Origin of the sequence: Aquabacterium fontiphilum (assembly GCF_009909205.1) — a bacterium.
Classification (GTDB): domain Bacteria; phylum Pseudomonadota; class Gammaproteobacteria; order Burkholderiales; family Burkholderiaceae_C; genus Aquabacterium; species Aquabacterium fontiphilum.
The window spans coordinates 72082-91772 of record NZ_JAAAPN010000010.1 but is presented as its reverse complement, the minus strand read 5'-3'; the positions used below and the strand labels follow the sequence as shown (position 1 = coordinate 91772).

Here is a 19691-nt window from a genome sequence, read left to right as displayed (position 1 = left end):
TGTGTATGGGAGTGGGGCGCGCTGCCGCTCAGTCGCCAAACATCTTCTGTTTGAGCTCGCGCCGCTGTTGGGCCTCGAGCGAGAGGGTGGCCGTGGGGCGGGCCAGAAGCCGACCCAGGCCGATGGGCTCACCCGTTTCGTCGCAGAAGCCGTACTCGCCAGCATCGATGCGCGCGAGTGCCTGGGCGATCTTCTTGAGCAGCTTGCGCTCGCGGTCACGTGTGCGCAGCTCCAGTGCGTGCTCTTCCTCGATGGTGGCCCGGTCGGCCGGATCGGGCACGATGGAGGTGTCTTCGCGCAGGTGCTCGGTGGTCTCGCCAGCGTTGGACAGCAGGTCTTCCTTCTGCGCTTCCAGCCGGGCGCGGAAGAAATCGAGCTGCTTGTCGTTCATGTACTCGGCCTCGGGCATGGCCATCAGCTCGGGCTCGCTCAGTTCGCGCCCGGCCTTGGTTTTCCAGGCGTTGGCGAGTTTGGAGTCAACCTTGGTGGCGGGAGTCGGCATGTTCTCGTTCGGTGGGTTGGTGGCGCGCGCCGGGGCCGCCTTGGGGCGGCTCGGTGCTGGAGGCGCCGATACGGCTGTTTCGGACGCTGCGCCCGAGGCTTGAGGATTCACTTTGGCACCCGCCCGCGCCCCGGAGGCCTTGCTGCGGGTGGATTCGCTGCTGCGGGCGGACGTTTTTGCCGCCGGGGTGCTTTTCGTCACGGTGAACCTCCTGTGCGTTGGGCTGGTGCCGCAAGGTGACAGATCGGGCCAGGTACTGCTTCCCGACGCCGCCGCTCTTCTGGCGCGCCCGGTTCAGGGCGCCATGGTGACACGGCAGGCGCGCGGATTGTAGCCATGGATCGTCGGCTGCACGCGCCAGGACATCCCTTGATGTGGTGTGCAGCACTCAGTTGAGGCACTGATCCAGGCCAGCCTTGAACAGATCCTGCGGCAGGTCAATGCCGATGAAAACCATCTTGCTGACCTTGGACTCGCCCGCGGCCCACTTCGGTCCCATGTCGCTGCCCATGAGCTGGTGTACGCCCTGGAAGATCACCTTGCGGTCCATGCCGGCCACGTGCAGCACGCCTTTGTAGCGCAGCATCTTGGGGCCGTAGATCTGCACCATCGAGCCCAGGAAATCTTCCAGCTTGGTGGCGTTGAACGGCTTGGTTGCCTTGTAGACGAACGACTTGACGTCGTCATCGTGCGCGTGGTGGTGCGGGTGATCACAGTGGTCGTGACCACAGTCGTGGTCATGCCCGTGGTCGTGGTGATGGTGGTGATGACCGTGCCCATGCCCATCTTCCTTGAGGAAGTCCGGGTCGATATCGAGTTTGGCGTTCAGGTTGAAGCCGCGGATGTCCAGGAACACCTGCAGGGGCACATCGCCGAAGTTGACCCGCTGCTGCGGCGCCCGCGGGTTCATGTGCTTGATGCGGTGGGAAAGGGCCTCGGCTTCGTCGGCGGTGACCAGATCGGTCTTGCTCAGGAAGATCTGGTCGGCAAAGCCCACCTGGCGGCGCGCCTCCTGGCGGTCGTTGAGCTGCTGGTTGCCGTGCTTGGCATCCACCAGGGTGACGATCGCGTCGAGCAGGTACAGCTCCGCGATCTCGTCGTCCATGAAGAACGTCTGGGCGACCGGGCCCGGATCGGCCAGGCCGGTGGTCTCGATCACCACGCGGTCGAAGGTCAGGGTGCCGGCCTTGCGTTGTTTGGCCAAGTCGGCCAGCGTGGCGCGCAAGTCTTCCCGGATGGTGCAACAGACGCAGCCGTTGCTCATCTGGATGATCTGCTCCTGCGTGTCGGCCACGAGGATGTCGTTGTCGATGTTTTCTTCGCCGAACTCGTTTTCGATGACGGCGATGCGCTGACCGTGCGACTCGCTGAGGATGCGCTTGAGCAGCGTGGTCTTGCCGCTGCCCAGGAAGCCGGTGAGGATGGTGACAGGAATGAGGCTCATCCGATTAGTGTAGCCCGGTGTTTTTCCACGTGGGAGCGGGGGACAAGGCCGACGGCGGCGTCTGGGTTATTCTTGGGCCGTTGCAACCACGACACCGATTCCGTGTCCGATCACCCTCCCAGTCGACCGCACCGGTCTGACCGCCACGGCGGCGCGCCTATCGGGCGCCCGCGTGACCCCCGTAGTCTGTTCGTACGCCTGATTGAGTTCCTGTCCCCCGGGCCGGACTCCACAGCCGAACTCATCAAGACCCTGGCAGACGCCGAGCACCGCGACCTCATCGAGCCGGAATCGCGCGTGATGCTCGAAGGCGTGATCCGCATGGCCGGCATGACCGCGGGCGATGTCATGGTCGCCTTCAAGCGCATGGACCTGCTGGACATCGATGCGCCGTACGAGGAGCTGCTGCGCACCGTGATCGACACCGCGCATTCGCGCTTTCCGGTGTTCGAAGGCAGCCGCGACAACATCATCGGCATCCTGCTGGCCAAGGATTTGCTCAAGCTGCAGCGGGCGCCGGAGCTGAACCTGCGCACGCTGTTGCGTCCGGCGATGTTCGTGCCCGAATCCAAGGGACTCAACGAGCTGCTGCGCGAGTTCCGCACCAACCGCAGCCATCTGGCCATCGTGATCGACGAGTTCGGTCAGACGGCTGGCCTGATCACGATCGAAGACGTGCTGGAGGAGATCGTCGGCGAGATCGAGGACGAGTTCGACGACGAGGAGGAGGAGTCGGGCATCTTCACCCTGGCCGATGGAAGCCAGCGCGTGGCCGGAGATGTCGAGATAGCCGCGGTGAATGAGGCGTTCGGCACCCAGTTGCCAGACGATGACTTCGACACCATTGGCGGCCTGGTGGCCCATGAGCTGGGCCGTGTGCCCCGCAGGGGCGAGCAGGTCAACCTGGGCGGCCTGCGCTTCATGGTGATGCTGGCGCGGGGCGGAGCGGTGCGCTGGTTCAAGGTCACGCGGGCCCTCCCCGCAGACGAGGCCGGGCTGGCGTGATGCAGCAGGCTGATGTCCGGCCGCTGTGGCAGCGCGGCCTGTGGGCTGCCTTGGCCGGTGCGCTCCATGCCGGATCGCTGTCGCCGTGGGCGGCCGGTGTCCACGCAGCCCTGCCTTATGCCCTTCAGACGTTGGCGTTTGCCGGTCTGGTGATGCTTTTGTCGGCGACCCGCCGTCCGCGCGATGGTGCGCTGCTGGCTTGGGTGTACGGTTCGGTCTGGCTGATCGGCGCCACGGGCTGGATGTTCGTGAGCCTGCACCGGTTTGGCGGGCTGCCGGCGTGGTTGGCGGCCTTGGCGGTGTACCTGCTCTGCGTGGCTTTGTCCTTGTACCTGGCTGTTGCCGGCTGGGCTTGGGCGCGGTGGCGCACGGGCCTGGCCTTGCCCGACGCCGTGTTGCTGGCTGCGGTGTGGTTGCTGGCCGAACTGGCCCGGGCCTATCTCTTTACGGGCTTTCCATGGGGGGCCAGCGGCTATGGCCTGCTGGACAGCCCCTTCGTTGCGCTGGCGCCCTGGGTGGGCGTGTACGGCATGGGTGCGATTTGGGCGGCTGGCGTGGCGGTGATCTGCCTGCTGGCCAGGCAAACAGGTTGGCTGTGGCGATCACTGATCGTGCTCGGTACAGCGTCGCTGGGTCTGCTCGGGCCGGTTCGGGGGCCGCAGTTCACCGAGCCGCATGGCGCGCCCCTGAGGGTGAGCCTGCTGCAGGGGAATGTTCCGCAGGACGAAAAGTTTGTGCCCACCTATCAGGGTGCCATGCTGGCCTGGCACGCCCAGCAGTTGCTGGCGGCCGATGCCGATCTGGTCGTGGCGCCTGAGACGGCCATCCCGCTGTTGCCGTCGCAGTTGCCGAACGGCTATTGGGAAGGGCTGGTGTCAGCCTTTGCCGCTGATGGTGGTCGCCACGCGCTGATCGGGTTGCCCCTGGGCGACTTTGAGCAGGGCTACACCAACTCGGTGGCAGGCCTGTCGGCCCAGACGGCTGCTCAGCCGGAGGGGTTTTATCGCTACGACAAGCACCATCTGGTGCCATTTGGCGAGTTCATACCCTGGGGCTTCCGGTGGTTCGTCAACCTGATGAACATCCCGCTGGGCGACTTTGCCCGCGGGCCCCTGGCTGCCCCGTCGTTCCAGGTCGGGGTGCAGCGTGTGGCGCCCACCATCTGCTACGAAGACTTGTTCGGGGAAGAGATCGCCGCGCGTTTCAGGCGGCCTGAGACCACGCCCACCATCCTGGCCAATCTCAGCAATCTGGCCTGGTTTGGTGAGTCGGTGGCCATTCATCAGCATCTGCAGATCGCCCGGCTGCGTTCGTTGGAGTTTCAGCTGCCTACAGTGCGTGCGACGAACACCGGCGCCACTGTGGTCATCGACCACCTGGGGGTGGTGCGCGCGGCGCTGCCGGCCAACGAGCGGGGCGTTCTGCATGGCGACGTACAGGGGCGAGCCGGCGTGACCCCGTTCGCGCGCTGGGCGGGAGCGTGGGGGCTGCTGCCCCTGCTGCTCGCGGCGCTCGTGGGGGTGGCTGGCGTCGCGTGTTGGCGGCGTGTCGCCGGGGCGCGTGCAGCCACCGGGGCGATCCCTCACTAGAATCAAGGGTTTCGCATCGTCTTCGGTGCGCCAGCTTTCATCCATCTGCCGTCGCCCAAGGCGACGACCAAGGCCTGACCATGCTGACCTTCCAGCAACTGATCCTGCGTCTTCAAAGCTACTGGGATGCCCAGGGCTGCGCCCTCCTGCAACCATACGACATGGAAGTGGGCGCCGGCACCAGCCACACGGCCACCTTTCTGCGCGCCCTGGGCCCCGAGCCCTGGAAGGCCGCCTATGTGCAGCCCAGCCGCCGCCCCAAGGACGGCCGCTACGGCGAGAATCCCAACCGCCTGCAGCACTACTACCAATACCAGGTCGTGCTCAAGCCGGCGCCAGCGAACATCCTCGAGCTCTATCTGGGTTCGCTCGAGGCGCTGGGCTTCGACCTGAAGAAGAACGACATCCGCTTCGTCGAAGACGACTGGGAGAACCCGACGCTCGGCGCCTGGGGCCTGGGCTGGGAGGTCTGGCTCAACGGCATGGAAGTGACGCAGTTCACCTACTTCCAGCAGGTCGGCGGCATCGACTGCAAGCCGATCACCGGCGAGATCACCTACGGCCTGGAGCGCCTGGCCATGTACCTGCAGGGTGTCGAGAACGTGTATGACCTGGTCTACGCGCCGGGCATCAAGTATGGCGATGTGTTCCACCAGAACGAAGTCGAGCAGTCCACCTACAACTTCGAGCACAGCAATGTCGAGTTCTTGCTGGGGGCGTTCGGCAACTATGAAACGCAGGCCAAGTACCTGATGGAGCAGCAGTTGGCCCTGCCGGCTTACGAGCAGGTGCTCAAGGCCGCCCACACCTTCAACCTGCTGGACGCCCGGGGCGCCATCTCGGTGACCGAGCGCGCCGGCTACATCGGCCGCATCCGCAACCTGGCGCGCAGCGTGGCGGCCAGCTACCTGGACAGCCGCGCCCGATTGGGCTTCCCGATGGCGCCGAAGGCCTGGGCCGATGAAGTGATCGAACAACTGAACAACAAGAAGGCGGCCTGAGCATGACGACCCCGCAACACACCGCCAACCTGCTGGTCGAACTGTTTGTTGAAGAGCTGCCGCCCAAGGCGCTGAAAAAGCTGGGTGAGGCCTTTGCCCATGTGCTGGCTGACAGCCTCAAGGCCCAGGGCCTGGCGACCGCCGATGCCGTGGTGACACCGTATGCCTCGCCGCGTCGCCTGGCCGTGCACGTGACCGGCGTGGCCGCCAAGGCCGCCGACCAGGCCGTGCAGCAAAAACTGATGCCCGTGGCCGTGGCGCTGGATGCGGCCGGGCAGGCCACGCCTGCGCTGCTGAAGAAGCTGGCGTCGCTGGGTGTGGGCGCCGAGGTGGTGCCGCAACTCAAGCGCCTGCCCGATGGCAAGGCCGAGGCCCTGTTCCTTGACAGCGTCAAGGCCGGCGTCACGCTGGCCGAGGGCCTGCAAAAGGCGCTGGACGAGACCCTGGCCAAGCTACCGATTCCCAAGGTCATGACCTACCAGCTTGAGCAAGGCGAGGGCGACACCTTCCAGCCGGGCTGGACGAGTGTGCACTTCGTACGCCCGGCGCATGGCATCGTCGCGCTGCATGGTGACCAGGAGGTGCCGGTGCGGGCCTTGGGCCTGAAGGCCGGTCGCACCACGCACGGCCACCGTTTCGAAGCCAAGGTTGACCCGGTGGTGATCCGCACCGCCGACACCTATGCCGATCAGCTTCGCCACGAAGGGGCTGTGATTGCCAGCTTTGCCGAGCGCCGAGCCGAGATCGGCCGCCAGTTGGCCGAGGCCGCAAGCAAGGCGGGTAAGGGTCTGCAGCCCATCGAAGACGAGGCCTTGCTGGATGAGGTCACCGCGCTGGTCGAGCGGCCCAATGTGCTGACGGGGCGTTTCGAAGAAGCGTTTCTGGAAGTGCCGCAGGAGTGCCTGATCCTGACGATGAAGGCCAACCAGAAGTACTTCCCGCTGCTCAACACCGCGCCGGGCGCCGAGGGCAAGCTGACCAACCAGTTTCTGATCGTCAGCAACATCAGCCCGGAAGACCCCTCGGCCGTGATCGGCGGCAACGAGCGGGTGGTGCGCCCACGCCTGGCCGATGCGAAGTTCTTCTTCGATCAGGATCGCAAGAAGACGCTGGCGTCCCGCCTGCCCGGCCTGGCCAAGGTGGTTTATCACAACAAGCTGGGCACCCAGGGCGAGCGTGCCGAGCGTGTTCGCGGCATTGCGCACGCCATCGTCAGCCAGCTGCGCCTGGCCACCGTGCCTTACTCGGTGGACGACAAGGACCACTTCGACGTGCTCGACAGCAAGGTTCAGCAGGCGGCCAGCCTGGCCAAGACCGATCTGCTGACCGACATGGTGGGCGAGTTCCCCGAGCTGCAGGGCATCATGGGCGGCTACTACGCCCGCCACGAAGGCCTGCGTGATGGCGTGGCCATCGCCATCGAAGACCACTATAAGCCGCGCTTTGCGGGCGACAGCCTGCCGCGCAACCACACGGGCACCGTGGTGGCGCTGGCCGACAAGCTGGAAACCCTGGTGGGCCTGTTCGGCATCGGCCAGCTGCCGACAGGCGACAAGGACCCGTTTGCGCTGCGCCGCCATGCGCTGGGCGTCATCCGCATCCTGATCGAGCGCGAGTTGCCGCTGGCCTTGCCCGAGCTGGTGAAGGCCGCTGCGGCCACCTTCGGTGACCTGATCACTGACCCGAGCGAGGCTTTGCTGGGCTTCCTGGCCGACCGTCTGGCCGTGTCGCTGCGCGAGCAGGGCTACAGCGCCCAGGAAGTCGACGCTGTGCTGGCGCTGCAACCCGCGCGTCTCAGCGAGGTGCCGCGTCGTCTGGCGGCAGTGCGGGCCTTCACAGGCCTGCCCGAGGCGGCCTCGCTGGCCGCTGCCAACAAGCGCGTGGGCAACATCCTCAAGAAGGCCGATACCGCGGTCGAAGCCAGGGTCGACACGGCGCTGTTGCGCGAGGCCGCCGAAGCCAGCCTGTACGAGGCATTGCAGTCGGTGGCGCCGGCGGCCCAGTCTGCGTTCGACCGCGGCGACTATGCCGCATCGCTGCAGGCGCTGGCCGCGCTGAAGGCGCCAGTCGATGCATTCTTTGACGGCGTGATGGTGAACGCGGATGATGCAGCCTTGAAGGCCAACCGCCTGGGCCTGCTGGCGACGCTCCATGGGGCGATGAACCGCGTGGCAGACCTGTCGCGGCTGGCCGCCTGAGAGCCACCACCGTGCGCAGCGCCAACCCTGGAGAGGGCATGAAACTCGTCATCCTTGATCGCGACGGCACGATCAACCACGAGCGCGAGGACTACATCAAGTCCGCGGACGAGTGGGTGCCTTTGCCCGGCGCACTGGAGGCGATTGCGCGGCTCAATCACGCCGGCTGGCAGGTGGTGGTCGCCACCAACCAGTCGGGCATCGGCCGCGGCCTGTTCGACATGGTGGCGCTCAACGCCATGCACGCCAAGATGAACCAGATGCTGGCGCGCGTGGGCGGCCGGATCGAGGCCGTGTTCTTCTGCCCGCACACACCGGAGGACCACTGCAGCTGTCGCAAGCCTCAGCCGGGCCTGTTTCAGATGATCGGCCAGCGCTTTGGGGTGGGGCTGGAGGGCGTGCCGATGGTGGGGGATCTGCCGCGCGATGTGCTGGCGGCGCAGTCAGTGGGCTGCGAGCCACACCTGGTGCGCACAGGCCAGGCCGCGACCATGACGGATACCGACATCCATGACCTGTTGCGCCGGGTGCCCGACCTCACCATCCACCCCGATCTCTCGGCCTTTGCCGACTTCCTGATCCTGCGCGACCGCCGCATCCATGGCGAAGACAGTCCGGTGGCCACCCACATGGGAGAGTTCTCTTGAGCCTTTCAAGGCGCCTGAACGAGCCGACGGCGGCCCAGTTATCCCTGTGGGATGACGCGGCAGCACCCGCGGCGCGTGGTGGCGAGCCTGGGCGCGAGATCGAACAAGTCAGCGAGCAGGCCAGCGAACAGGCGGGCGGCATGCGCGCGCCGGCCCAAGCCGAGCGCGCCGCGCCGGCTGCCGTGGCCACCGTGCCGTGTTTTCGCCACCCACGGGCCGACCGCGAGATCCGCCTGACGCGGGCTGTGGTGGGCTATGAGTTCACGCGTGCCCATCGCCGCAGCATTGGCATGGTCGTCGGCCCGGAGGGCCTGAGCGTGCGCGCACCGCGTTGGGTGAGCCTGGTTGACGTCGAGTCGGCCCTGCGCGCCAAGGAGCGCTGGATCTGCAACAAGCTGCTCGAATGGCACCAGCGGCAGCAGGCGCCGTCGGCGCGCATTGAATGGCGCAACGGGGCGGAGTTGCCTTTCCTCGGTGAAACGCTGCGCGTGGTGCTGGACCCCACGCGCACGGGCGTGCACCGCGCGTTGTCGCCATCGCCTGAACTGCTTGTCGGCTTGCCGCACGATGCCGACGCCAACCAGATCCGCGACGGTGTGCAGGCCTGGCTGCAGCGCCAGGCCCGGCAACTGTTCGAGGCGCGGGTGGCGCATTACGCAGGTTTGCTGGGTGTCAACGTCAAGCGGGTGAGCCTGTCGTCGGCGCGCACGCGCTGGGGCAGCGCCAGCGCGGATGGCTCCATCCGCCTGCACTGGCGGCTGGTGCACTTTGGCCCGCGTGTGGTCGATTACGTGGTGGCCCATGAACTGGCCCACCTGCGCGAGATGAACCACAGTCCCCGCTTCTGGGACGTGGTGCGGGCCGTCATGCCCGATTTCGACGAGCCGCGCGCCGCCTTGCGCCGCATGGTGGTGCCCGACTGATCGACGGGCCTCGGTTGCCCTGTCTCAGGTGCTGAAGCGCCAGACGCCCTCAGAGTCGCGGGCGCGCGTGAGTTGACCCCGATGCCACAGGTGGTTGAGGTGGGCCACGGCCTCGCCCATGGCAAACGTGGTCTGATGCAGATCCAGCTGCCGGCGGAACAGCACGGGCAGCAACTCGGCCGCACTCACCGGCGCGCGGCGCGCGCAGGCCATCACATCGTCCAGCCGGTGGGCGTGGTGGGTCTCCAGCGCCGTGATGCGGTCGTGCAGCCCTTTGAAAGGCCGCCCGTGAGAGGGCAGCACCAGGGTGTCGGCCGGCAGGGCGCGCAGCGCGCGCACCGAATCCAGAAACAGGCCCAGCGGGTCGGCCTCGGGCTCCATGTCGACCACGCTGACGTTGGTCGAGATGGACGGCAGCATCATGTCGCCGGCAATCAGCACGCCGTCCCGCGCGTCGTACAGACTGATGTGCTCCGGGCTGTGACCATAGCCGGCAATGCATTGCCAGGCTCGCTCACCGATGTGCACCGTCATGCCGTCACGCAGTCGGCGGTAGGTCCGGGGCACATCCGGCACCATCGACGCGTAGTAGTCGCCCCGCTCGCGGATCTGGGCTGCGGCGCCTTCGTCCAGCAGACCATGGCTGCGGAAGTAGGTGGCCGCCCGCTCGCCGCCGTAACCCGTGGTTTCCTTGCAGGCCAGCAGCGCGGCCAAGTGGTCGGTGGCGCTCATCCACAGGCGCGCGGGCTCGGCGCCACTGAAACGCTCGATCAGCCACTGCGCATTGCCGACATGATCGGGGTGCATGTGCGTGGCGACCACACGCAGCAGCGGATGGCCCGCCAGCTCGCCCGTCCACAGCGCTTCCCAGGCCTGACGGATGGCGGCGGTGGCCACACCGGTGTCGACCACCGTCCAGCCCGGGCCAGCCTCGTCCTTGTCGTCGAGCACCCACAGGTTGATGTGGTCCAGCGCGAAGGGCAGGGGCATGCGGACCCAGCGCAGGCCGGCCATCAGGGGCATGCTCTGGCCCACGGCCGGCATCTGGGTGCCCCAGGGGTAATCGGGCGCGTTGGGGGCAGGGGCGGCTGGCGAGGTGGGGCGGTCTGTGTGCGACATCGTGCCGCCGATTGTGCCTGCGGCCCCGGTTTTGTGCTGGGCGGTGTCTACACTGTCGCCATGAAGCTGGACCACCTGTTTGACAACAACAAGGCCTGGGCGCGCGACATCGAGCAGCGCACGCCGGGTTTCTTTTCTCGCCTGCAACAGCAGCAGTCGCCCGAATACCTGTGGATTGGCTGCAGCGACAGCCGTGTGCCGGCCAATGAGATCGTCGGGTTGCTGCCAGGGGAGATGTTCGTGCACCGCAACGTCGCCAACGTCGTGGTCCACTCCGATCTCAACTGCCTGTCGGTCATGGAGTTCGCGATCGACTCGCTCAAGGTCAAGCACATCATCGTTGTGGGCCACTATGGCTGCAGCGGCGTTCATGCCGCCATGACCAACCAGCGCATTGGCCTTGCCGACAACTGGCTGCGCCACGTGCAGGACGTACGCAACCATCATCGTGACTGGCTGGCCGATTTGCCCGAGGCGGGCCGGGTGCGGCTGGATGCCCTGTGCGAGCTCAATGTGCTGGAGCAGTGCCTCAATGTCTGCCAGACCACCGTGGTGCAGGAAGCCTGGGCGCGGGGGCAGTCGGTTCAGGTTCACGGTTGGGTCTATGGCCTGCATAATGGGCTGATCAACGACCTGCGCATGTCGGTGGCGTCATCCGATGACGTGATGCCCGCCTACCAGGCCGCGCTCGGCGCGTTGCAACAGCGTTACGCCGGCTGATTCCGGCGCCTTCCGGTCGCGCATGATGTTTCCCCAGCAGATCACCGATCCCCGTGTCTTCGAGATCGCCCGAGCGCTGCTCGAAGGCTTCGACCGCCACTACCGCATCTTCAGCGAAACCAGCGCGCAGGCCAAGAAGCGCTTCGAAGAGGCCGACTGGCATGCGCAGCAGACGGCCCAGCGCGTGCGGATCGAGTTCTACGACCTGCGGGTGGACGAGGCCATCGAGCGCCTGGAGCAGGAATATGGCGCCAGCACGCTGCCCATGGAGGTCTGGCACCAGATCAAGCTGTTCTACATCGGGCTGCTGACCGGTCACCGTCAGCCTGAACTGGCCGAGACCTTCTTCAACTCGGTCACCATCCAGATCCTGCATCGCAAGTACTACCGCAACGACTTCATCTTCGTGCGCCCGGCGGTGTCCACCGAGTACATCGACGACGAAGACGGCAAGGGCGGCTGCACCTTCCGAGCCTATTACCCCACGCGCGCCAACCTGCGCGAGACCATCAAAACGGTGGTGCAGAGCTACGACCTGCAGGTGCCGTTCGTCGATCTGGACCGCGACATCGGGCTGGTCTACGAGGCCTTGCTGGAAGAGGTGGGCAATGTGCGCCTGCGCACCAACTTCCAGATCCAGGTGCTGTCATCGCTGTTCTACCGGAACAAGGGCGCCTACATCGTCGGCAAGCTGGTCAATGGCTTCCGCAGCCTGCCGTTTGCGCTGCCCATCCTGCACAACGCCAAGAACCGGCTGTACATCGACGCGGCCCTGTTCGGCGAAGACGACCTGCTGGCGCTCTTCAGTTTCGCGCGCGCCTACTTCATGGTCGACATGCTGGTGCCCTCGGCCTATGTGCAGTTTCTGCGCAGTCTGATGCCGCGCCGCCCCCGCAGCGAGTTGTACAGCGCCATCGGCCTGCAGAAGCACGGCAAGAATCTGTTCTACCGCGACTTCCTCTTCCACTTACGCCACTCCAGCGACAAGTTCCGCATCGCCCCGGGCATCAAGGGCATGGTGATGCTGGTGTTCGACCTGCCGTCGTATCCCTTCGTCTTCAAGGTCATCAAGGATTACTTCCCGCCGCAGAAGGAAACCACCCGCGAGCTCATCATGAGCAAGTACCAGTTGGTCAAGCAGCACGACCGGGTCGGGCGCATGGCTGACTCGCTCGAGTTCACCAATGTGGCCTTTCCGCGGGATCGCTTCGACGACGAGCTGATTGCCGAACTCGAGAAGTTCGCGCCCAGCGTGATGGAAGAAGACGAAGATGGCAAGGTGCTGGTGCTCAAGCACCTCTACATCGAGCGCCGCATGGTGCCGCTCAACATCTACATCCAGGAAGCCGAGGGCGAGGCGCTCGAGCACGCCGTGATCGAGTACGGCAATGCGCTCAAGGACCTGGTGGCCGCCAACATCTTCCCTGGCGACATGCTGTGGAAGAACTTTGGCGTGACGCGCAACGGCAAGGTCGTGTTCTACGACTACGACGAGATCGAGTACATCACCGACTGCAACTTCCGCAAGGTGCCCGAGCCGCGCAACGAAGAAGAAGAGATGTCGGGCGAGATCTGGTACACGGTGGGGCCGCGCGATGTCTTTCCCGAGACCTTCGGCCCCTTCCTGCTGGGCGATCCCCGCGTGCGGGGCATCTTCATGCAACACCACGCTGACCTGCTGGAGCCCGAGTTCTGGCAGCAGCACAAGGAGCGCATCCTGGCGGGGTACGTGCACGACGTGTTCCCGTACGACCGCTCACGCCGCTTCATTCACAAGATCCGCGAGATGGGCCTGGATCCGGAGCAGCCGTCGTCCGACATGGTGCCGGTGGAGGAGCCTGTGGATGTGCGTCCGCTGGGCGCGAACGTGCACGATCAGGGCGTGCTCAAGGGCTTCACGGCCGGGGGGGCCTCGGGCGACTGATGCCGCCCGCCCCGCTTACCAGAGCTGCCACCAAGGCCGCTTCTGAGCGGGGGGCGTGGAGGCGGCCGCCGGGGCGTCGCTGTTGCTCAGGTTCAGGTAGACGCTGTTGGGAAAGCTCTGGCGCAACACCCGCAGCGCTGCATCCCGCAGGTCCGTCATGCCCAGGCGATCGTAGCTGCGGGCCATGATGGACAGGGCTTCCTCCACTGCCGGCGAGCGCTGGTAGTCCACCACCGCCTGCTGAGCGCGGTTGGCTGCTGCCAGATAGGCGCCGCGGCGGAAGTAGTAGCGGGCCACGTGCACCTCGCCTGCCGCCAGCGAGTTGACGATGTGGTTCATGCGCAGGCGTGCATCTTCGGCGTAGCGTGAATCGGGGAAGCGCTCAATGAGCTGTCGAAAGGATTCGTACGCGTCCTTCGAAGCCTGCTGGTCGCGCTCGGACAGGTCCTGCCGCGAGAGGCGGCCAAACAGACCGAGGTCTTCGTTGAAGTTGATCAGGCCCTGCAGGTAGAGTGCGTAGTCCATGGCCGGACTGCTCGGATGCAGGCGCATGAAGCGCTCGAGCTTGGCCAGGGCCTGGGCGCGTTCACCCGTCTTGTAGTAAGCGTAGGCGAGGTCGATCTGAGCCTGCTGAGACAGCAAGGTGCCCGAAGCACGTGCTTCAACGCGCTCAAGTTGCTTGATGGCGGTTTCGAAGTTGCCTTCGCCCATCTCTTCGCGGGCGTCGGCATACAATTTTTCAGGCTGAACGTTGGCGTATTCGTCGCGGGGAGAAGTGCCGCAGGCCGTCAGGGTTGCGCACAAGGCCAAGGCCACCAGACCGGTGGCGCGGCCACCCAGGAAGCTCCAAGACATGGTTTTCAGCAGTTTCACGTTGCATTGAGGCGGTTCAACCGCCGTGGCTCGCCATACAGCGCCAGAGTGCGCAGTATAGAGGGGCCTCGCCGTCCTCCGGCCCCTTGCCCACCATACCTTTTTCATGCCTCGCCATACCCCTACTGATTCCGTCGCGCATCTGCCCGTACCGCCTGCTGCTGACGAACTGGCCGATCTGGACGACGAGGTGGTCGAGGCGGCCGTGCCGGCTCAAGCGCATGGCAAGCGGCTGGACCTGGTGGTCGCCGCTCTGGTGCCGCACCATTCCAGAAGCCACCTGCAGGCGCTGATCGAGGAGGGGGCCGTGACGGTGGATGGTCAGGCCATCACCACACCGTCTCGCAAGGTTCAGGCGGGCCAGTGCCTGCGCATCGAGGTCCGACCCACGGCGCAGAGCCAGGCCTTCGTGCCCGAAGTCATGCCCCTGGACGTCGTCTTTGAAGACGCGCACCTGTTGGTGGTCAACAAGCCGGCCGGGCTGGTTGTCCATCCTGCGGCGGGCAACTGGCGCGGTACGCTGATGAATGGCTTGCTGGCCCACCATGCGGGCGCGGCCGATCTGCCCCGGGCGGGTATCGTGCATCGGCTGGACAAGGACACCAGTGGCCTGATGGTCGTGGCCAAGACGTGGGCGGCCATGACGGCGCTGGTGCGTGCCATTGCGGAGCGCGAGGTCAGCCGCCAGTATCTGGCGCTTGCGCACGGGCAATGGCAAGGGCAGCATCACATTGACGCGCCAATTGGCCGTGATCCCGCTGTGCGCACGCGCATGGCCGTGGTCGCGTCAGGTAAACCGGCTCAGACCGACGTGACCGTGCTGCAGTCGGCGGCGATCCCCGAGCTGCCCACTGGGCTGTGTGCAGTGCACTGTGTGTTGCACACGGGCCGCACCCACCAGATCCGTGTGCACCTGAGCCAACGCGGGCACCCCTTGCTGGCCGACGCCTTGTACGGCGGGCGCCCAGCCCTTGGTCTGAACCGGCAGGCCCTTCATGCGGCCCGTCTGGCCTTCGCTCATCCCCATACTGGCACGCCCATGGCGTTTGTGGCGCCGCTGCCGACGGATCTTGCCCACGTCTGGGCGCAGTTGGCGTGGCCCCAGCCCACGCTCACCACGCCGGGCGCAAGTCGTGCATAATGCAGGTGCTGACATGGGGTGTGCAGGTTTGCCAACGCGCCTTGACCCACGTGTTACAGCGGGCCAAAGCGGGATGACGCTGCGGCCATCGACGTGAGTTCGCCTTGCCCGTGCGTGATGCGCGGTGTGCGAGGCCCCCGAAGATCGAACACCCGTAATCCGGCGGCCCTCAGGCTGCCACCGCAGGGCCAGGCGCAAGCCGGATCCCGATACAACAAGCTTGATGGAATTGGTCAAGGCCTGCCGCCTCGGCGGGGCCACGCCACGTGGTTGACAACGACATGGACGTTCCGAGCAGCCAGGAAGCCAGGCGCATTCTTGAAGCGGCATTGCTGTGCGCGCACCAGCCGGTGTCGGTGCGCGACATGCGTGTGCTGTTCGACGATGCGCTGTCGACCGACGCCGTGCTGGCCCTACTGGCCGGTCTGCAGGCAGACTGGGCGGATCGCGGCGTGGAGCTGGTCGAAGTGGCCTCGGGCTGGCGATTTCAGACGCGGGGTGATGTGCAGGCCCACCTGGACCGGCTCCACCCCGAAAAACCGCCCAAGTACTCTCGGGCCACCCTGGAAACGCTTGCCATCATTGCCTACAAACAGCCCGTCACGCGCGGCGACATAGAAGACATCCGCGGCGTGACCGTCAGTTCGCACATCATCAAGCAACTGGAAGACCGCGGCTGGATCGAAGTGATTGGCCACCGCGAGGCGCCGGGTCGCCCGGCCTTGTTTGCCACCACGCGGCAGTTTCTGGATGACCTGGGGCTGGCGTCGCTGGCCCAATTGCCGACCCTGGACGGGTTGCCGGTGGGGCAGGGCGAGTTGCCCGGCCTCGAATTGCCCGACAACCTTTCGGTGCCCCTGGCCGGCGAAGTGAACGAGCACCCTGTTGACCCTGCGCTGCCCGCTGACAACGACGCGGCGCCTGATTCCGGCGCGCAGCCCGCGCCCCTTGCGCCATGACGAAGGACCAAGAGCCCATGCAAGACCCCGATTCCCTGACGCCGGCCGAGCCGGTCGAGGCCAAGCCCAAGCGCGCCCGTCGCCCTCGTGCAGCCGCGGCCGATGCGCCTGCGGGTGAGGCCGCGGCGGCCCCGACCGTCGAGGCCGAGGGTGTGGCGCCCGAGGCTGCGCCGGCGCGCAAGACCGTCCGCCGTCGCAAGGCTGATGCCGCGCCCGCCCCCGCACCCGATTTGGTTTCCGGCGATCCGTCAGCCCCGGCTGCCTCCCCGGCTGATGAGGTTGCCCAGGCAGCGCCTGCGGCCAAGCGGGCCCGCCGCAAGCCCGCGACCGAGGTCGCGTCCGATGCAGAGGTTGCGCCCGCTTTCGCTGCCGCACCGGAGAAGGCCGCCGGGCCCGCCGCTGCTTCGCAGCAGGCCGCCCCGCAGCCCGGGCCTGCCCGCAACGACAGTATTGATGCCGACGCCGTGATCGACGAGGCCGGCACGGAAGCCGTGGAGGGGGCCGAGGGCGCGGCGACAAGCGACGGCGACGAAGCTGGCCTGGGGCCGCGTCGCGCCGCACTCGCAGCCCAACAGGCGCAAGAAGTGTTCGAGGTGCTGGTATCCGGCGATTTCGACCGCGATGCCGACGAGCCTGAAGCCGCAGGTGAGCAAGAAGCCTACAAGCGCGTGCTGCGCCCCGAGCCCGATGCGCCCAAGCTGCAGAAGGTGCTGGCGCAATCCGGCGTCGGGTCACGCCGCGACATCGAGAAGATGATCGAGGATGGCCGCATCGAGGTGAACGACCAGGTGGCCCACATTGGCCAACGCGTTTCGTTCGGCGATCGGATCAAGCTCGACGGCAAGCCCATTCGTGCCCGCATCACGCCGCCGCCTGCGCGTATCCTGGCCTATCACAAGCCGGTGGGCGAGGTGGTGACCCATGACGACCCCGAGGGGCGTCCGACCGTGTTCCGCAACCTGCCGCGCCTGCAGCATGGCAAGTGGATGTCGGTGGGTCGTCTCGACCTGAACACCGAAGGCCTGCTGCTGTTCACCACCTCGGGTGAGTTGGCCAACCAGTTGATGCACCCGCGCTTCGGTGTGGAGCGCGAGTACGCCGTGCGCGTGCTGGGGTCGCTGGACGATGCCTCGCGCCAGCGTCTCCTTGAGGGCGTTGACGTGGACGGCCAGAAGGCCGCGTTCAAGGCCATCTCCAACGGCCAGGGTGAGGGCGTGAACCAATGGTATCGCGTCGTGATCGCTGAAGGCCGCAACCGCGAGGTGCGCAAGCTGTTCGATGCGGTTGGTCTGACCGTCAGCCGCCTGATCCGGGTGCGCTATGGTGCCGTCGTGCTGCCGAGAGGCCTTAAGCGCGGCGTGTGGGTCGAGCTCGGCGAGTCGGATGTGCGCGCCATCAAGTCGCTGGTGGGCCTGGACCGCCAGGAGCAAGGGCAGGGCCGCCACGGTAAGGGCGGGCGCAACCAGCCCCAGCAGGGCAAGGGCGGCAAGCCGCAAGGTCGGGGTAATGGCCCGCAGCAAGGCCGCGGCCCGCAAGGGCATGGCGGGCAAGGTGGACCTGGCGGCCAGGGCGGCAAGGGCCCGCGCCCCCAGCAGGAACGCGAGCGCAGTCACACCCCGCGCGACGACGACGATCTGGATCACATCGGGCCCATCCCGAATCCGCTGGAACAGACCTTCGACCGTCGTTTCGTCAAGAGCGGCTCCAAGCGGATCACGTCAGGCTTCGGTCGCCCTGATCAGGATCATGACCGCCCGCAGGGTGGCAAGCAGAAGGGGCCGCGCCAGCCCGATCCGATGCAGACCTCGGTGGGCTATATCGGCGCCGACGCCTATTTCGGTGGTGGCAACCGCCGTGGGGGCGGGGGTGGCGGTGGTGGCGGCGGCGGCGGCGGTCGTCGCGGACGCCGCTGAAGCCTCCAAGGCAACGTGAACACGCAGCGCGTGCCCCGGAAGGGGCGCCGGCGCAAGGTACAATATCCGGTTTTGTCAAGCACTGTGGCAAACCACTGATTCTGGAGAACCAAAAATGGCCATCGAACGCACCCTGTCCATCATCAAGCCCGACGCCGTCGCCAAGAACGTCATCGGCCAGATCGTCGCCCGCTTTGAAGGCGCTGGCCTGAAGGTCGTGGCCGCCAAGCTGGTGCAACTGTCGCGCGGCGAAGCCGAGCAGTTCTACGCCGTTCACAAAGAGCGTCCCTTCTTCAAGGACCTGGTGGACTTCATGATCTCCGGCCCCGTGTTCGTGCAGGTGCTGGAAGGCGAAGGCGCTATTGCGAAGAACCGTGACCTGATGGGCGCCACCGATCCCAAGAAGGCCGCTCCCGGCACCATCCGCGCCGACTTCGCCGAGTCGATCGACGCCAACGCCGTGCACGGTTCGGACGCGCCGGAAACCGCTGCCGTTGAAGTGGCTTTCTTCTTTCCCGGCATGAACGTCTACAGCCGCTGATCAGCGGCCAAGGCTGTATCCATCATGCAAGCGGTCAACCTGCTCGATTTCGACCTCGACGGGCTGGCCGCGTACTGCGAGCAACTGGGTGAGAAGCGCTTTCGCGCGACCCAGTTGTTTCGCTGGATTCATCAGAAGGGCGCGTCCGATTTCGATCAGATGTCGGATCTCGCCAAGTCCCTGCGCAGCAAGCTGCAGGGCGCCGCCGTCATCCAGGGGCTGTCGCTGATCAGCGAACACGTCTCTTCGGACGGCACCATCAAATGGTTGTTCGACGTCGGCGGCGGCAACGCCGTCGAATCGGTCTACATCCCCGAAGACGATCGCGCCACCTTGTGCGTGTCGTCACAAGCCGGGTGTGCCGTGGGCTGCCGTTTTTGCTCCACCGGCCATCAGGGTTTCAGTCGCAACCTCAGCACAGGCGAAATCATCGCCCAGCTGTGGTTTGCTGAACACACCTTGCGCAAGCGCTTTCAGACATCGGAGCGCGTCATCAGCAACGTTGTGATGATGGGCATGGGCGAGCCGCTGCAGAACTACAACGCGTTGGTGCCGGCCTTGCGCACCATGCTCGACGACCACGGCTACGGCCTGTCGCGCCGCCGCGTGACCGTGTCGACGTCGGGTGTCGTGCCCATGATCGAGCGCCTGCAACACGACTGTCCTGTGGCGCTGGCTGTGTCCTTGCATGCGCCCAATGACCCCTTGCGCGACATGCTCGTGCCGATCAACCGCAAGTATCCGATTGCCGAGTTGCTCGAAGCCTGCAGTCGGTATCTGCAGGCCGCGCCGCGCGACTTCATCACCTTTGAGTACTGCATGCTCGACGGGGTGAACGACAGCGACGCGCATGCGCGGGAACTCATCGCGTTGGTCAAGGGTCGCATTCCCTGCAAGTTCAACCTGATACCGTTCAACCCGTTCCCCGAGTCCGGCTTGCATCGTTCGCCTCTGGCGCGGGTTCAGGCGTTTGCACGCATCCTGGCGGATGCCGGGATCGTCACCACCGTGCGCAAGACGCGTGGCGACGACATCGATGCAGCGTGCGGTCAGCTCGCTGGCGAGGTTCAGGACCGCACCAACGCGCAAACGCGCATGCGGCGCGAGCCGGTGGTTGTGCCGGTCAGCGCGATTCAACGGTCGGCGCGGGGTGGGCGGCCTGCGTAAGGCGCCGGCTCCGGTCGACAGGACC

General features: G+C 66.1%; 18 protein-coding genes. 14 read left to right on the top strand and 4 right to left on the bottom strand.

Annotation, left to right across the window (positions count from 1 at the left end; genetic code table 11):
• Positions 1-28 precede the first annotated feature (28 nt).
• Positions 29-502 carry an RNA polymerase-binding protein DksA gene (dksA, locus tag GTZ97_RS12765; RefSeq protein ID WP_161651022.1) on the bottom strand — a complete coding sequence of 158 codons (474 nt, stop codon included), beginning with the start codon at positions 500-502 and terminating at the stop codon, positions 29-31.
• Between the two features lie 148 nt (positions 503-650).
• Between dksA and GTZ97_RS17010 the strand changes: the two genes are divergently transcribed.
• The gene (locus GTZ97_RS17010; RefSeq protein WP_161651021.1) at positions 651-836 is read left to right on the top strand and encodes a hypothetical protein; all 186 of its coding nucleotides are present in this window, start codon (positions 651-653) and stop codon (positions 834-836) included.
• A gap of 54 nt (positions 837-890) precedes the next feature.
• Here the strand turns inward: GTZ97_RS17010 and GTZ97_RS12755 are convergent, their stop codons facing one another.
• Positions 891-1946 carry a CobW family GTP-binding protein gene (locus tag GTZ97_RS12755; RefSeq protein ID WP_161651020.1) on the bottom strand — a complete coding sequence of 352 codons (1056 nt, stop codon included), beginning with the start codon at positions 1944-1946 and terminating at the stop codon, positions 891-893.
• A 102-nt stretch (positions 1947-2048) separates the two neighbouring features.
• Here GTZ97_RS12755 and GTZ97_RS12750 point away from each other — a divergent pair, with 102 nt between their 5' ends.
• From GTZ97_RS12750 to GTZ97_RS12725, 6 genes are all read left to right on the top strand, one after another.
• Positions 2049-2951: a CorC family transporter gene (locus GTZ97_RS12750; protein WP_161651019.1), complete on the top strand. Its 903-nt coding sequence runs from the start codon at positions 2049-2051 to the stop codon at positions 2949-2951.
• Positions 2951-4540: an apolipoprotein N-acyltransferase gene (gene lnt / locus GTZ97_RS12745; RefSeq protein ID WP_161651018.1), complete on the top strand. Its 1590-nt coding sequence runs from the start codon at positions 2951-2953 to the stop codon at positions 4538-4540. Before GTZ97_RS12750 ends, lnt begins: the two co-directional genes overlap by 1 nt.
• A gap of 80 nt (positions 4541-4620) precedes the next feature.
• Positions 4621-5541 (top strand): glycine--tRNA ligase subunit alpha, encoded by a 921-nt coding sequence (glyQ, locus tag GTZ97_RS12740; protein WP_161651017.1) that lies wholly within the window; start codon positions 4621-4623, stop codon positions 5539-5541.
• A gap of 2 nt (positions 5542-5543) precedes the next feature.
• The gene (gene glyS / locus GTZ97_RS12735) at positions 5544-7739 is read left to right on the top strand and encodes a glycine--tRNA ligase subunit beta (RefSeq protein WP_161651016.1); all 2196 of its coding nucleotides are present in this window, start codon (positions 5544-5546) and stop codon (positions 7737-7739) included.
• A 38-nt stretch (positions 7740-7777) separates the two neighbouring features.
• Positions 7778-8386 (top strand): D-glycero-beta-D-manno-heptose 1,7-bisphosphate 7-phosphatase, encoded by a 609-nt coding sequence (gmhB, locus tag GTZ97_RS12730; RefSeq protein WP_161651015.1) that lies wholly within the window; start codon positions 7778-7780, stop codon positions 8384-8386.
• Complete coding sequence (locus GTZ97_RS12725; protein ID WP_236651198.1) at positions 8383-9309, top strand: M48 family metallopeptidase; 927 nt, start codon at positions 8383-8385, stop codon at positions 9307-9309. The genes gmhB and GTZ97_RS12725 overlap by 4 nt, the downstream gene beginning before the upstream one ends.
• A gap of 24 nt (positions 9310-9333) precedes the next feature.
• Here the strand turns inward: GTZ97_RS12725 and GTZ97_RS12720 are convergent, their stop codons facing one another.
• Positions 9334-10428, bottom strand: coding sequence for an MBL fold metallo-hydrolase (locus tag GTZ97_RS12720; RefSeq protein WP_161651014.1), 1095 nt, complete (start codon positions 10426-10428; stop codon positions 9334-9336).
• A 60-nt stretch (positions 10429-10488) separates the two neighbouring features.
• Here GTZ97_RS12720 and can point away from each other — a divergent pair, with 60 nt between their 5' ends.
• The gene (gene can / locus GTZ97_RS12715) at positions 10489-11148 is read left to right on the top strand and encodes a carbonate dehydratase (protein ID WP_161651013.1); all 660 of its coding nucleotides are present in this window, start codon (positions 10489-10491) and stop codon (positions 11146-11148) included.
• A 25-nt stretch (positions 11149-11173) separates the two neighbouring features.
• Positions 11174-13072 (top strand): bifunctional isocitrate dehydrogenase kinase/phosphatase, encoded by a 1899-nt coding sequence (gene aceK, locus GTZ97_RS12710; protein WP_161651088.1) that lies wholly within the window; start codon positions 11174-11176, stop codon positions 13070-13072.
• A gap of 15 nt (positions 13073-13087) precedes the next feature.
• On the opposite strand, the gene GTZ97_RS12705 is transcribed toward aceK, so the two are convergent.
• Positions 13088-13927: an outer membrane protein assembly factor BamD gene (locus GTZ97_RS12705; RefSeq protein WP_161651012.1), complete on the bottom strand. Its 840-nt coding sequence runs from the start codon at positions 13925-13927 to the stop codon at positions 13088-13090.
• Between the two features lie 124 nt (positions 13928-14051).
• On the opposite strand from GTZ97_RS12705, the gene GTZ97_RS12700 reads away from it, so the two are divergent.
• The 5 genes from GTZ97_RS12700 (at position 14052) to rlmN (ending at position 19666) form a co-directional block, all read left to right on the top strand.
• Positions 14052-15086 (top strand): RluA family pseudouridine synthase, encoded by a 1035-nt coding sequence (locus tag GTZ97_RS12700; protein ID WP_161651011.1) that lies wholly within the window; start codon positions 14052-14054, stop codon positions 15084-15086.
• A gap of 281 nt (positions 15087-15367) precedes the next feature.
• Complete coding sequence (gene scpB / locus GTZ97_RS12695; protein WP_161651010.1) at positions 15368-16045, top strand: SMC-Scp complex subunit ScpB; 678 nt, start codon at positions 15368-15370, stop codon at positions 16043-16045.
• A 17-nt stretch (positions 16046-16062) separates the two neighbouring features.
• Positions 16063-17958: a 23S rRNA pseudouridine(2605) synthase RluB gene (gene rluB, locus GTZ97_RS12690; RefSeq protein ID WP_161651009.1), complete on the top strand. Its 1896-nt coding sequence runs from the start codon at positions 16063-16065 to the stop codon at positions 17956-17958.
• A gap of 115 nt (positions 17959-18073) precedes the next feature.
• Positions 18074-18499, top strand: a complete 426-nt coding sequence (ndk, locus tag GTZ97_RS12685) for a nucleoside-diphosphate kinase (protein ID WP_161651008.1) — start codon at positions 18074-18076, stop codon at positions 18497-18499.
• A 24-nt stretch (positions 18500-18523) separates the two neighbouring features.
• Positions 18524-19666 carry a dual-specificity RNA methyltransferase RlmN gene (gene rlmN, locus GTZ97_RS12680; protein WP_161651007.1) on the top strand — a complete coding sequence of 381 codons (1143 nt, stop codon included), beginning with the start codon at positions 18524-18526 and terminating at the stop codon, positions 19664-19666.
• The last annotated feature ends 25 nt before the right edge of the window (positions 19667-19691 follow it).